This window comes from Corallococcus sp. AB018, from assembly GCF_003986945.1.
Lineage (GTDB): Bacteria > Myxococcota > Myxococcia > Myxococcales > Myxococcaceae > Corallococcus > Corallococcus exiguus.
Window position 1 is genome coordinate 1 of record NZ_RAWR01000260.1, and the last position, 13,027, is coordinate 13,027.

At 71.0% G+C, this 13,027-nt stretch carries 11 protein-coding genes and 1 pseudogene; 7 read left to right on the forward strand and 5 right to left on the reverse strand.

Features of this window, described 5'->3' with window-relative positions; translation table 11 throughout:
- Together D7Y11_RS37215 and D7Y11_RS37220 are read left to right on the forward strand one after the other, a co-directional pair.
- Positions 1–583, forward strand: a pseudogene (locus D7Y11_RS37215) (hypothetical protein); the annotation flags it as partial.
- Between the two features lie 23 nt (positions 584–606).
- Positions 607–1,794 carry a hypothetical protein gene (locus D7Y11_RS37220; RefSeq protein ID WP_126936048.1) on the forward strand — a complete coding sequence of 396 codons (1,188 nt, stop codon included), beginning with the start codon at positions 607–609 and terminating at the stop codon, positions 1,792–1,794.
- Between the two features lie 87 nt (positions 1,795–1,881).
- Here D7Y11_RS37220 and D7Y11_RS37225 read toward each other — a convergent pair whose 3' ends face one another.
- From D7Y11_RS37225 to D7Y11_RS37235, 3 genes are all read right to left on the reverse strand, one after another.
- Positions 1,882–2,688 carry a hypothetical protein gene (locus tag D7Y11_RS37225; protein ID WP_167548358.1) on the reverse strand — a complete coding sequence of 269 codons (807 nt, stop codon included), beginning with the start codon at positions 2,686–2,688 and terminating at the stop codon, positions 1,882–1,884.
- 446 nt (positions 2,689–3,134) lie between these two features.
- Positions 3,135–5,717 (reverse strand): serine/threonine protein kinase, encoded by a 2,583-nt coding sequence (locus tag D7Y11_RS37230; RefSeq protein ID WP_126936049.1) that lies wholly within the window; start codon positions 5,715–5,717, stop codon positions 3,135–3,137.
- Between the two features lie 213 nt (positions 5,718–5,930).
- A complete protein-coding gene (locus D7Y11_RS37235) occupies positions 5,931–6,992 on the reverse strand; it encodes a hypothetical protein (protein WP_126936050.1) in 1,062 nt (353 codons plus the stop codon).
- 159 nt (positions 6,993–7,151) lie between these two features.
- On the opposite strand from D7Y11_RS37235, the gene D7Y11_RS37240 reads away from it, so the two are divergent.
- Genes D7Y11_RS37240 through D7Y11_RS37250 form a run of 3 tightly spaced genes read left to right on the forward strand, consistent with a single transcriptional unit; the run spans position 7,152 to position 9,292 of the window.
- A complete protein-coding gene (locus D7Y11_RS37240; RefSeq protein WP_121753067.1) occupies positions 7,152–7,970 on the forward strand; it encodes a glycerophosphodiester phosphodiesterase in 819 nt (272 codons plus the stop codon).
- 13 nt (positions 7,971–7,983) lie between these two features.
- Entirely contained in the window at positions 7,984–8,739 is a 756-nt protein-coding gene (locus D7Y11_RS37245) for a deoxynucleoside kinase (protein WP_121753068.1), read from the forward strand.
- A 34-nt stretch (positions 8,740–8,773) separates the two neighbouring features.
- Positions 8,774–9,292, forward strand: a complete 519-nt coding sequence (locus tag D7Y11_RS37250; protein ID WP_120581020.1) for an acyl-CoA thioesterase — start codon at positions 8,774–8,776, stop codon at positions 9,290–9,292.
- Positions 9,293–9,377: 85 nt separating this feature from the next.
- Here D7Y11_RS37250 and D7Y11_RS37255 read toward each other — a convergent pair whose 3' ends face one another.
- Positions 9,378–9,761 carry an iron-sulfur cluster assembly accessory protein gene (locus tag D7Y11_RS37255; RefSeq protein ID WP_120581019.1) on the reverse strand — a complete coding sequence of 128 codons (384 nt, stop codon included), beginning with the start codon at positions 9,759–9,761 and terminating at the stop codon, positions 9,378–9,380.
- Positions 9,762–9,862: 101 nt separating this feature from the next.
- On the opposite strand from D7Y11_RS37255, the gene D7Y11_RS37260 reads away from it, so the two are divergent.
- Positions 9,863–10,195 (forward strand): rhodanese-like domain-containing protein, encoded by a 333-nt coding sequence (locus tag D7Y11_RS37260; RefSeq protein WP_120566412.1) that lies wholly within the window; start codon positions 9,863–9,865, stop codon positions 10,193–10,195.
- Here D7Y11_RS37260 and D7Y11_RS37265 read toward each other — a convergent pair.
- On the reverse strand, positions 10,192–12,411 hold the full coding sequence (locus D7Y11_RS37265; RefSeq protein WP_120581018.1) for a serine/threonine-protein kinase: 2,220 nt from the start codon (positions 12,409–12,411) through the stop codon (positions 10,192–10,194). The two genes, D7Y11_RS37260 and D7Y11_RS37265, sit on opposite strands and share 4 nt — an antisense overlap.
- Positions 12,412–12,483: 72 nt before the next feature.
- Between D7Y11_RS37265 and D7Y11_RS37270 the strand changes: the two genes are divergently transcribed.
- A partial coding sequence (locus D7Y11_RS37270; protein WP_126936051.1) for a hypothetical protein occupies positions 12,484–13,027 on the forward strand: 544 nt, incomplete at its 3' end.

Genomic DNA, 13,027 nt, shown 5'->3' on the forward strand with positions numbered 1-13,027 from the left:
GTACTTCCTCCTGCCCTTCGACATCCGGGGGTACGTCTACTACCTCAACACGCGCTACGCGCACCTGGCCGCGGCGCTGCTGGTGGCGAGCATGCCGGCCGCGCGCGCGGACTGGCGGCGGCCGTTGGGGCTCGCGGCGGCGGGGAGCGCGTTGCTGCTGGCCTTCGTGATGGGGCGCGGCTTCCAGAACTTCTCCCAGGAGGCCCGCGAGTTGGAGGCGCTGTCCGGCCTGGCCGCGAACCGGCCGAAGGTGATGGGGCTGGTGTTCGACCCGCGCTCCAGCGTGGTGCGCTTCCCCGTCTTCATCCACGCCGCGGCGGTGGTGGCGCGCGAGCGCGGCGGGGTGCCCAACTTCACCTTCGCCACCACGCCCCACTCGCCCCTGCGCTACCGGGGGGAGGTGCCGCCCACCTTCCCGTCCGAGTGGCGGCCGCAGGAGATGAACCAAGCGACGCAGGGCACCTGGTACGACCACTTCCTGGTGCGCGGGGTGCATCCGTCGCGCGTCTTCGGCGCCCGGCTCCAGTCGGAACTGGTCATCGTGGGACAGAGTGGAGGGAGCTGGCTGGTGCGGCGGCGGTAGCGCGTGAAGTAGAAACCCGGCGCATGAGCCCTGCCTCCACCGAGCCCCGTCCCCTGCTGGATGCGTTGCGCGCCGGCACACCCCTGCCCGCCTTCCCGGAGGCGGACGTCGCCCAGGCCCGGAAGCTCGCGGACGAAGTGGGCTCCGCGACACCCGCGGCCGTGGAGGCCCTGCCCGAGGCCCTGGCGGGCGCGGTGCTGGAGGCCGCCGTGCTGGCGGGCCAGGTGGCGCTGCCGGAGGCCCTGTCCGCTTCGTCGGTGAAGCCGCTGGCCAAGGCCGCGAAGAAGGCGCTCTATCGGCTGCGCTCGCGCGGCGTCACCCCGGCGGAAGCCCCCAGGGAGGCGCCCATGACTCCGGCCCCGGAGACGCTGCCCACGCTGGTGACGGTGGTGTCGTCGGCGGGGCAGTACGGCCTGCTGCTCACGCGCGTGGTGCGCGGCGGCGTGGAGCTGCTCCAGGTCATCGCGTCGGATGAGCAGGGTGTGCTGGAGCTCAACCGCACCGAGCAGAGCCGCGGGGACATCCGCCGCATCCTCAAGCACGGGCTGAAGAACGGCTTCGGCATGGAGGTCTCCCGCGAGGAGGGGGCCCGGCTGCTCGCCGAGGCCGCGGCCCTCAACCTGAGCACCCGCACGCCCTTCCCTCCGGACCTGGAGGCCGCGCTGCGCCACCACGGAGTGCAGCCCATCCACGTGCCCGAGCCCCTCCCCGCCCCCGAGCCCGACGACGTGCGCCATGCCCTGGAGGGCGATCAGCTCCACGCGACGCCGGAGATCGCCGAGTGGATGCCGCCCGACGCGGAGATGCGGGGCCTGATGGAGCAGGTGCAGGCGCTGGCGTCGAGCCCGCTGGCGTTGAGCGGGGCCCAGCGCCAGGAACAGGTGCGGCAGCGGGTGCTGGACGCGGCGAGGGCCTACTTCACCCCGGAGGTGCGCCAGCGCTACGCGCGCCGCCTGTGGCGCATGGCGGCCTTCTTCGACGCGACCGGGCGGGCCCTCCAGGCGTCCATCGCCCGGGGCGAGGCGCGGCGCCTCTTCCACGGACTCGACGAGCCCTTCTCGCTCTTCGCGGAGACGCTCTTCGCCAAGGTCGTGGTCCTGGCTGCGGCGGGTGCCCAGGCCCAGGCGGCGCAGGGCGCCACGGCCCCCGAGGCGCCTCCTGCCGCCCTCACGGGCGAGCGGCGCAGCCCCGGCGGACTCATCCTGCCCTGACGGCGCCCCTGAGCCGTCGGGAGCCGCCGTCAGCGGGGCCCGCGTCCCGGACGCCTCGAAGGCGCCCCGGGAGCGGGCCCGCTGGCATCAGAGCTGCTCCGTGCGGGCGCACAGGAGCAGGTCCAGGTTCTCGTGCTCCCAGGCGAGCGCCCGTTGGTAGTCGTGGAAGCGCTTCTCGTGCTCCATCAACTCCGGCGGGTGGATGCAGCGCCGGCCGTCCTCGCCCCGACGGGCTCGGTAGACGTGGTGCAGCATCTCGTGGAAGACGATCCACTCCACGAAGTACCGGGGCACCAGCGGCTGATCCAACGCCGGGTGGATGCGGATGACCTTCGAGTCCGCCGAGTACGAGCCCATCTTGATGCTCTTGCGAGGCCCCTTCACCCGGGGCGCCGGCCCATAGGTGATGGCCGCGTCGATGCGGCTCTGGAAGTAGCGCTCGTTGAGCCGCTCATAGATGCGGGTCAGGTCGTGGTAGCGCCCCACCGGGGACAGCCGCAACCGCTTGCGCATCTGCGCCGGGGACAGCCGGCGGATGAAGATGCGGTTGCGCTCGATGTAGCGGTCCAGGAGCGCGCTGGCGTCCGGGTCCCCCTTGCGCACGAAGCTCGCGAGCGCCTGGAGCACTTCGTCCGGTGCGGCCAGGAACATGTGGTGCAGCCTCAACCTCCACAGCGCCCGCTGGCGTTGGAACGTCAGCATCGTGTGGGTGTTGTCGTGGATCTCCACCGCCACCTTCCCCCGCAGCCGCGTGCGCAACCTGCGCTCCAACACGCGTCGCCACACCTTCACCAGTCGGTTGGGCTCTGGGGCGACCGGGAGCTGCCGGGCCACCCTCCCCGCGGGGTAGGTCCTCTGTCGGATGATGTTCTTCTGCTTCTTCGCGCGAGCCATAGAGGGGCCGGAGTCTACGGACCCCTCTGACATGTGTAAACGCGCCCGCTTGGTGGAAAACCAAGGAATTCCAACGACTTAAGGGCACTCAAGCGTACCCGGTCCTACGTGTCCTCCGGGGGGTGCGGATGCCGCATACGCGTAAGTCGCCGTGCCAATTAGCGTCGCCTGCGGCATGGGACCCGGAGCGTCTGGAGTTCCCCGGTTACAGGTCGGACGTTGTAGGTCTCGATGCCCCGAGGTGCACGCCGTCCCGGGCAGGTGTACTGGACGCGGAGCGGGCCGGGAGCCAGGGCGACCACCTGGTTGATGGGCAGCTTTCCGCCCCCCGGCCGGCCAAGCACGGTGCGCACCGGGGCCTCGAAGCGGACCTCCACGGTGGCGGGGGATAGGGGCTCGGCGGGTTCGGCCGGGGCCGCGGTCGCCACGGCCGGCGGGGCCGCGGCTTAGGTGCCCGCCGCGGCCACCGCGATCCCTGAGTCTGGCGGGCTCGCGGCGGTGTCCGCGAGGGCGGGTTCAGCGGGCTGCCGCGCGGCGGTGTCCGCGAGGGCGGGTTCAGCGGACTTCGGCGGCGCGACTTCGGCCGGAACAGGAGCGGGTGGCGCGGGCGCCTTCACGGGGGCCGTTCCCTGGGGACCGGGCCGCGCCGGGCCTCCCGCCGGAGGCCCCCTCATGGGCGCGGGAGGCGCCTGCGCTTCCGGACTGAAGAAGCCCATCATCCACGCGAGCCCCAGGCCCAGCACGGCCACGAGCACCACGCCCGCCACCAGCACGATGGCGCGCGACCGCCGGGGCGACCGGGAGGCGTCGAGCGTGTCGGGCCCCTCGTCGTCGGAGTCCTCGTCCTCGTTGACGGGCGCGCGCACGACCCGACGGGGCGGCGGCCTTCGCGGCGCCTGGAACCCGACGGTGGACTCGTCGTCGTCCGGGTCTCCGGTCATGACGGGCGTCGGGTCCGTGAGGCTCACCCCGGAGGGCCCCGGGTCGGTGTTGAAGCGCTCGTCGTCTTCCGGTGACGGCCGCGGCGGAGGACGGACGTTGCGAGCCCCGGAGTTTCCGGACGGGGCGGAGCGGTTCGCGTCGCTGGACGCGGAGGCACCCCGGCGCGGGCCCGGAGGCTGCGACAAGCGCCCATCGTCGCCCATGCGGCGGGGACCGGACGCCAGCGGTTCGGACCGGCCGTCGTCCCCCATGCGGCGGGGACCGGAGGACAACGGCTCGGACCGGCCGTCGTCCCCCATGCGGCGGGGACCGGAGGACAGCGGCTCGGAGCGGCCGTCGTTGGCGGACGCCATGCCCGGCCGACGCGGGCCAGGTGGCGGCGTCGTCGCGCGTCCCTCCGGCGTGCGACGCGGCGTGGGCGCGAACGGATCATCCCCGCCACCCGCGCCGCGAGGCATGGCCACGCCGGTCGACGGACGCCGCGAACGGTCTCCCGACCCGGAGCGCGCGGTGGGCTCCGGAGGGCCATTGCGCCGCGCCGGTGCGGGCGTGGGCGCGACGGGCCGGGGGCGGCGCGCGCGCAGCGGCACGGTGGAGTCGCCCTCGTCGTCCTCCTCTTCCTGCTCCTCCTCCTCGTCCCAGGCTTCCGCCTCGAACACGGGCTCCAGGTGGCGGCGCGGCGAGGGAGCGCCGGGCATCGTGCCGACCGCGGTGGACTCGCCGTCGTCATCGTCCTCGTCGTCGTGGCCCGAGGGCAGGTCGCGCGGCCGCGCCATCTGCGTCTCCGGCTCCCCTTCTTCCGCGTCCCAGGTGCGCAGCGCCGCGGCCTCCGCCGTGGGCCTGCGCGCGGGAGGCCGGGACACCAGCCCCACGGGCGTCAGCGCCGAGGGCCCCCGGGGCTGCGACGCCGTCCCGCCCAGCGGCAGGGTGCGCGCGCCCGTGTCCTCGTCGAGCGGAGACGTGCGCGACGACGTGTCCTCCGTGAGGGGCAGCGTGCGCGCGGCGGTGTCCTCCGCGTCGGCCAGCGGCAGCGTGCGCGCGGCGGTGTCCTCCGGCAGGTCCGGCACCGGGGGCGGCAGCGGCGTGCGCAGGGACGGCAGCGGCAGCGTGGCTTCGTGCCGGCCCGCGCGCTTCGCCGGGGGGATGTGGAGCACGGTGCGCTCCTCCTTCTCCCCCAACAGCCGCGCGATGTACTGCGCCACGTCCAGGCTCTGCTTGAGCACGCCAGACGCGAGGAACGCGTGCAGGTCGTCGCGCACTTCGGAGGCCCGCTGGTAGCGCTGGGTGCGGTCCTTCACCAGGCACCGCATCACGATGCGCGACAGCACCTCCGGGTAGTCCGGGCGCACCAGGTGCGGCGGCGTCGCCTCCTCGTAGCGGATGGCGTAGAGGATGCCTTCCGTGGTGGGGCGGTGGAAGGGCTGCTTGCCGGTGGTGATTTCGTAGAGCATCACCCCCAGCGCGTAGATGTCCGCCCGGTGATCCAACCGATCCTGAAGAATCTGCTCAGGGGAGAGGTAGAGGAACTTCCCCTTGATGACGCCCGGCTTGCTGCGCTCCATGAACGCGCCGGCCTTGGCGATGCCGAAGTCGACGAGCTTCACGCGCCCGTCGTAGGCGATCATCACGTTCTGCGGAGAGACGTCCCGGTGGATCAGCTCCAGCGGGCGCCCATCCACGCCGCGGCTGAAGTGCGCGTGGTCCAGGCCCGCGGCGATGGCCGCGCAGATCTTCGCCGCGACGCCGTACGGCATGGAGGCGCCGAACTTGAACTCCTCCGCGAGCACGCGGCGCAGGTCCACGCCCTCCACGTACTCCATGCAGATGAAGATGTTGTCCCCCTCCTTCCCCAGCTCGTGCACCTGCACGATGTTGGGGTGGTGGAGCTGGGCGGCGATGCGCGCCTCGTCCAGGAACATCTGGACGAACTCCGGCTCCTCGGAGAGGTACGGGAGGATCCGCTTGATGACCACCAGCGTGGGATCCGGCGGCTTGTGCGCCAGGAAAAGCTCCGCCATCCCGCCCAGCGCGAGGCGCTTGATGAGCAGGTATTTGCCGAACGGGGTGGCCGTCTGGGGCGAGCTCAAGGACGTGGAAGGTGTGGGCCGCGGGTGGAACTTTGAAGCGTGTCCGGAGCCTACCTGCATTCCCGCCCCGGGGGGAGCCGTCCGACCCGCCCGGCGTCGGACTCTAGGCAGGCCCTGCGGAGCACGCGAACTTTCGGGCCCCTGAAACACGACCGCCCCCCAGGGCAGGTGAGCCCTGGGAGGCGGACGGGGAAGGCATCAGGCGAAAGCGGATTACTCGGGGACTACCACCTCGCCCGGCAGGTCTTCGCAGCCCTGCGGGATGATGGTGTAGGTGTAGCGCTGGTCCGTGCCCGGCACGCCGCTGTCCCGGTCATTGCCGCCGGTGCCGCAGCTGGTGATGTTGGAGCTGCCGTTGATGCAGCCCGCGAAGGTGTAGGTATCCCAGACACCCGTGATGCCGTTGGGGAACGTCACCGAGCCGCCATCCAGGGCCGCCTTCTGGTAGTCGCAGCCCAAGCCGCCGTCGGACCGGTCACGCGTCTTGTCGTGGTAGACGAGGATGCCGCCTGTGACCTCGAAGCCGTAGAAGAGGGTGCCCGCGTCCTCGTTGTCCAGGCGCTGGAGCTGGGAGGGCTGCGGGTTGGTCAGCGTGAGCGGACCCGCCAGGTGCACGCGCGTTCCCAGGTATGCCGCGCTGTTCTGGGCCGCCGCGAGCGACGCCGTCAGCTCATCCACCGTCACCTCGTTGGCCGGGGGCAGGTTCGCCGTACCCGCGTCCGTGAGCTTGGGGGTGATGGCCAGGGGCACCGCGGGAGTCTGCTGATTGGCCAGGTGGTGGCGGCGGCCGGTGAACGGCGAGTTGTTCGGCTCCGTGCCGAAGTAGCCCACGATGTCGACGGTGTCGCCGATCTGCGGGTGATACGCGTCCGGCGTGTCCGTGTAGAACTTATGGATGAAGAGGCCCTCCTTCGGAGCGGCCGGATCCGTCACCCAGAAGTACGAGCGCCAGGAGCCGTTGCCCTGGTCACTGAGCTTCTCATAGTGGACGCCCGAGACGACCACGTCGCGCAGCGTCGCCTTGGTGCCGAACGACACCTTGCGCGTCGCGGCGATCTGGTTGGCGGTGGGGCCCGCGTCGCCGGTGCCCGCGTCAGTGCCCGCGTCGGTGTTCGTGCCCGCGTCAGAGCCCGCGTCGGTGCTGCAGACGCCCGTGCAGCCGGCGTCGGGGGTGGGAGTGGGGTTGTCGTCGTCACGACCGCCACAGCCGGCCGCGGTGGCCATCGCCGCGGCAGCCAGGAAGGCCGCGGCGCCCAGCTTCGTGCGCAGTTCCATTTGAAATTCTCCGGGAGGTGAAGGGCGCCGAGGTGGTTGAAGTCCGACGCCGGTCGGGCTGAGGATTCAGGCCCTTATACCGGTGGGGTAGTAGGGCCGGCAAGGAACGGACCGGGGCCCTGTTCGTCACATCATCGTCAATTCAGGAATAGGTGGATCATGCTGCCGCGCGACATGTTTCTTGATGGGCTGAAGCCCACGCTCCACATCGCGCACCGCGGCGGAGCGCTGCTCGCGCCGGAGAACACGCTGGAGGCCTTCCAGCGCGCCGTCCACACCCACCGCACGGACATGCTGGAACTGGACGTGCACCTGTCGCGCGACGGTGAAGTCATCGTCGCGCACGACGACACGCTGGAGCGCTGCACCGACGGGGAAGGTCCGCTCGCGGCGCTGACGTTGGCCCAGCTGCGCAAGCTGGACGCGGGCCACCGCTTCACGCCGGACGAAGGCCGCACCTTCCCCTTCCGAGGCCAGGGTGTGCGCCTGCCCACGCTGCGCGAGGTGCTGCGCGCCTTCCCCACCCTGCGCCTGAACGTGGAGCTCAAGCCGGACGTGCCGGGCGCGGAAGCCGTGCTCGCTCGCCTGCTGACCGAGGAAGCAGCCCTGGGCCGCGTGTGCCTGGGCAGCGAGCAGGACGTCATCGCGGAGCGGCTGCACGAAGAATTGCCCGACGCGTGCCACTTCTACCCGCGCGACGCGCTGGCCGCGTTCGTCCTGGCGCTCAAGGCGGGCGAGGCGCCGCCGGAGGACGCGCGCTACAGCGTGCTCGACATGCCGCTGTACTTCGGCGAGGTGCGGCTGGTGGACGACGCGCTGCTGAAGGCCGCGGCCGAGCGCGGCAAGTGGATCAACGTGTGGACGGTGGATGATCCGGCGGAGATGGACCGGCTGATCCAGGAAGGCATTGGCGGCATCATGACCGACCGGCCGGACCTGCTCCGCCAGCGAATGGACGCCTCTGGAAAGCCGGGTTAAGCCTTCGGGCTCCATGCCCCGCTCCACCGCCCGCGCGCGTCCGGCGACGTCCCGCACCGAGCCCTCGACCAAGGCGCCGCCCCCGGCCGACGCCGACACGAAGCCCGCCGCTCGCAACACGCTCAAGGCGAAGGTGAAGGTGCCGCGCGCCAAGCGCTTCGTGGCGCTCGCGGGCAACATCGGCGCGGGCAAGACGACGGCCGCGAAGCTCATCAGCCAGGGCTTCGGCTTCGAGCTCTTCGACGAGCCCGTCATCGACAACCGCTTCCTGCGTGACTACTACGGCGACATGTCGCGGTGGTCGTTCACGCTGCAGCTGGAGTTCCTCATCCGGCGCGTGGAGCACCACGAGCTCATCCACTCCGTCCGCAAGAGCTGCGTGCAGGACCGCACGCTCTACGAGGACCCGGAAATCTTCGCCAAGTACCTGCATGGCCTGGGGCACATGACGAACGCGGAGCTGGACCTGTACTACGAGTACTTCCAGCGGCTGTCGCGCCACATCGTGCGGCCGGACAAGGTCATCTGCTTCGACGTGCCGTCGGAGGAGGTGCTGCTCCAGCGCATCCGCACGCGCGGCCGCGCGGAGGAGAAGGGAATCGGGCGGCCCTTCCTCAAGGGCCTCAACGGCTACTACGCGGGCTTCCCGCAGGTGCTCCAGGAGAAGTACGGCGTGGAGTGCCTGGTGGTGGACGTCTCCAAGCAGGACATCCGCCGCGGCGCGGGCCGCGAGGAGTTCATGGACCGCGTCTCCGCATTCCTGGCCTGACGCGGCGCTGTTTCGTGCGACGCTCGCCAGCGCCATGCACGACCTCAGCCCCAAGAGCCCGCGCGACTCCGAAGTGGTGATGACGCAGCTCATCCTCCCTCCGGACGCCAACAACCTGAACGCCGCGTTCGGCGGGAAGGTGATGCAGTGGATCGACATCTGCGGCGCCGTGGCCGCCCAGCGCCACTGCCGTCAGGTCGTGGTGACGGCGTCCATGGACGACCTGCACTTCCACGCCCCCATCCGCGTGGGCTGGATTGCCCTCCTGCACTCACGCGTGCTCGCGGCGTTCCGCACCTCGCTGGAGGTGGGCGTCACCGTGCACGCGGAGAACCCGCTCACCGGTGAGCGGCACCTCACCACCAGCGCGCTGCTCACCTTCGTGGCGCAGGGCCAGGACGGCAAGGGCGTGCCCGTGCCGCCGCTGCTCCTGGAGTCGGAGGCGGAGCGCCAGGCCTTCCAGGAGGCGGAGGCCCGCCGCGCCCAGCGCCGCAACCGCGGCCAGGGTGAGCAGAACTGGATGAAGGTGATGAAGCCCGTGGCCGGAGCCTGAGGGCTGGACGCACGAAGGGCCGGGGGCACGCCTGCCTGGCGTCCCATCCCGGCCCTCCTTCCACCCTGAATCGACGAACAGCGAATCAGGTGGTGAACGACGTCCCGCAGCCGCAGGACGACTTGGCGTTGGGGTTCTCGAACTTGAAGCCCGCGCCGGTGACGCTGGTGACGTAGTCGATGTGCGTGCCCGAGAGGTACTGGGCGCTCAGCGCGTCAGTGGCGATGGTGACGCCGTCCTGCTCCCACGTCTGGTCGCCGGCCTTCATCTCCTTGACGAGGTTCAGGTCGTAGCCCAGGCCGCTGCAGCCGGAGGGCACCACGCGGATGGAGAAGAAGTAGCCCTGGAAGCCCTGGGCCTGGATGACCGTCTTCACCTGGGCGATGGCGGCAGCCGTCAGGACGACGGGCTCGGAGGCGGCGGGCTGGGAGGCCGGCGTGGAGCCGGTGACGGCGGTAGAAGTATCCATGTGCTTCAATCTCCTCGTAGACAGCGCCACATAACGCCCTGGCGCCTGAAAAGCCAAGGGACCTGACGGGCCCCTTCCCGGCTCAACAGAAGATAACCCCCATGCCCATCCCTGAAATCACCCCCGCCGAGCTGGCCCGGCGCCTGGCCGGCCCTCCCGAGTCGCGCCCCGTGCTGGTGGACGTGCGCTTTCCGCACGAGCACGAGTGGGTGGCCCTGCCCGGCTCGGTGCTGATGCCGCTGCCGGAGCTGGAGGACTTCCACGAACAGCTGGAGTCCTTCCGGGGCCGCCCCGTGGTCGTCTACTGCCACCACGGGGTGCGCAGCCTGGACGGCGCCGCGTACCTCATCGACCGGGGCCTGGAGGCCGTGTCGCTCCAGGGCGGCATCGACCTGTACTCGCGCACCGTGGACCCTGCCCTGCCGCGCTACTAGTTCGCGTCGGCCAGATTCAAGGGCTGCTCCGTCGTCTCGTCCGGCTTGATGGTGACCTCGAAGGCGACGGGCTCCTTGAGCTGCTTGCCGCGCACTTCCAGGATCTGCTTGCCCTCCATCAGCTTGAGCGTCGTGTTGGCGCTGCCCATCATCTGGTTGTTCCGGTACACCGTCAGGCCCGTGGTCATCCCCTTGGGGGTGATCTTCAGCTTGAGGGTGCCCTCCTTGAAGCTGCGCTCGAAGGTCTTCAGCTCGCCCGGCGCGCCGAACGCGAGCTCCTCCGAGTCCTCCAGGTAGATGCCCTGGGCGTCGTTCTCCAGGATGAGCGTGTCCTGCAGGTGGGCGCCCTGCACGCGCGTGAGCGGCGCGGTGCCCAGCATCGTCACCGGCTCCGGGCTGTTGCAGCGCTCCGTGTGCCGCACGGACACCTTCACCGGCTGGTTGGTGTTCACCGTGAGCCACACGCCCTGCGCGTCCGCGGCCTTGGACGTGAGCGCCAGCATGATGGGTTCGCGGAAGAGCACGCCCAGCGCGAGCAGGCCCACGAAGAGGCCCACCGTCACCAGCGTGCGCACGCTGCCGCCCCGGGGCTTCACCGGCTCCGGCAGCGAGGGGGCGCTGGAGCGCGACGGACGGCGCTCGCCAGAGTCCTCGTCATCCACCGGAGGGGCCACCGGGCGCGCGCGCGGAGCATCCACGCGGCTGGAGGTGCGGCGGCGCGGCGGCTCCACGGCGGACTGGTTGGTGCTGGTGCTGGTGCGGCGGCGCGGAGGCGGCGGCGCGGGCGCGGGCTCCGTCTCATCGTCCGGAGGCGGCAGGCGCGTGCGCTCGTCGTCCTCCAGCTCCATGCGATGCACGCCCGAGCGCGACCGCATGGGCGGCTCCGACACCGGCATGGCGCGCGACGCCGTGCGCCGGGGCGGAGGGACGTCGTCCACGGACTGGCTGCGCAGGTCCGAGCGCGAGTTGGTGCGGGCGATCTGCGTCGCGTTCGGGTTGCTGGTGGACGTGCCGCGCCGGACGGCCGGCTCCGACACGCTGGAGCGGCGCCGCGGCGGCGGCTGCTCCACGCCGGTGAGCGACGGCGCGTCGTATTCGTTCGGATCATCCGCCAGCGCGGGGGACATGCCCGTGGCGCGGCGGGGCGCGGAGCCCGTGCGGGTGGCGTTGCTTCGCGAGCGCTCGCGCGACTCACCCGGCGGGGCCTCCCAGTTCATGTCCGGGGGCGGCCGGGGCGGCGCGGTGTTGGAGTCCTCGCCCACGGGCATGACCTGGCCCTGCTTGAGCTCGTCATCCAGACGATCCGCGAAGAGCGTCTTCATCAGCTCCGAAATCTGCCCGGAGGTGACGAGCCAGCGCTCGTTGACGAGCAGCTCCTCCAGCGCGGTCTGGAACTCGCGCGCGTTGTCGTAGCGGTCATCCGCGCTCTTGGCCAGGGCGCGCATCACCACGTGGTCCATGTCCCGGGGCACGTCGGCCACCTCGGACGGGGACGGGATGGAGCACTCCATGGCCGCCTGCAGCGTGGCCAGCTCCGAGTCCTTCTTGAGCGGCCGGTGCCCGGTGAGCATCTCGTACAGCACCAGGCCGATGGCGAAGATGTCCGCGCGCCGGTCCAGGTGCTTGCCCGCGGCCTGCTCGGGCGCCATGTACGCGAACTTGCCCTTGATGGCGCCGGACTTCGTCATCGAAGCCTGGTCCGCGGCCTTCGCGATACCGAAGTCCACCAGCTTCACCGAACCATCGAAGCTGATCAGGATGTTCTGCGGGCTGATGTCGCGGTGCACCACGTTGAGCGGCTGGCCGCGGTCATCGTTGCGGCTGTGCGCGTAGTAGAGGCCTTCGCACGCGGACGCGACGATGCGGATGGCCAGCGGACGGGCGATCCACTGATTCATCCCGCTGGCCTTGCGCATGACCCGGCCCAGGTCCTCGCCGTGGATGAACTCCATGGCGATGTAATAGGTGCCGTTGGCCTCGCCGAATTCGTAGACCTGCGCGATGTTCGGATGATTGAAGCGCGCGGCGATCAGCGCCTCGTTCTTGAACATCTCCACGAACTCGCGGTCCTCCGCGAGGTGCGGGAGGATGCGCTTGACGACAAGCTCCTTCTGGAAGCCCTCGATTCCGGACTGACGCGCAAGCCAGACTTCGGCCATGCCGCCCGTGGCGAGCTTCTTGATGAGCTGGTATTTCCCGAATGCTTGAGGATTCATCCCGGGGACTCCCCGGGGGGAGCAAGCTTGGTGGAAGGTGACAGGGCAGCGCATCTTAGGGGACAGCGGTCCATGAGGCAAAGCCGCACGACCTCCTTCCTGGGGTGGGTCGTCATGACCTGCCTGCTGGCCCTGCATGCCGCCGCGGGCCCCGCGTCGGATCAGATCAAGGTGGAGCGGCGCGGCGAGCTGCTCTCCCTCTCCTGGCGTGACGCGGAGGACCAGCTGAGCGGCGTCCTCACCCCCGCCGTCCCCCGCCCCGGTGAGCCGCTGCGGCTGACGCTGTCGGTGGGAAACCTCCAGGGACCTCCCTTCCAGGGCGCCGTCACGGTCGCGTTCTCCCGAGAGGGCGTGCCGGGTCAGGTGACGCGCACGCTGACGCGCGACGCCGTGGGCTGGAGCACCGAGTTCGTCCCCGACGAGGCCGGCACGTGGGACGTGGACGTGCGCTTCCTCACCACCCGCCCCAAGTCGGCCCACGCGCGCTTCACCGTGAGCGAGCCTCCGGTTCCACCCATGGTCTGGCGCGTCCTGATGGCCATCGCCGGAGGGCTCCTGCTGGCCCGGGTGCTGTACGCCGTCACGCGGCGAGGCGTGACGCCGGAGCACCCCATCC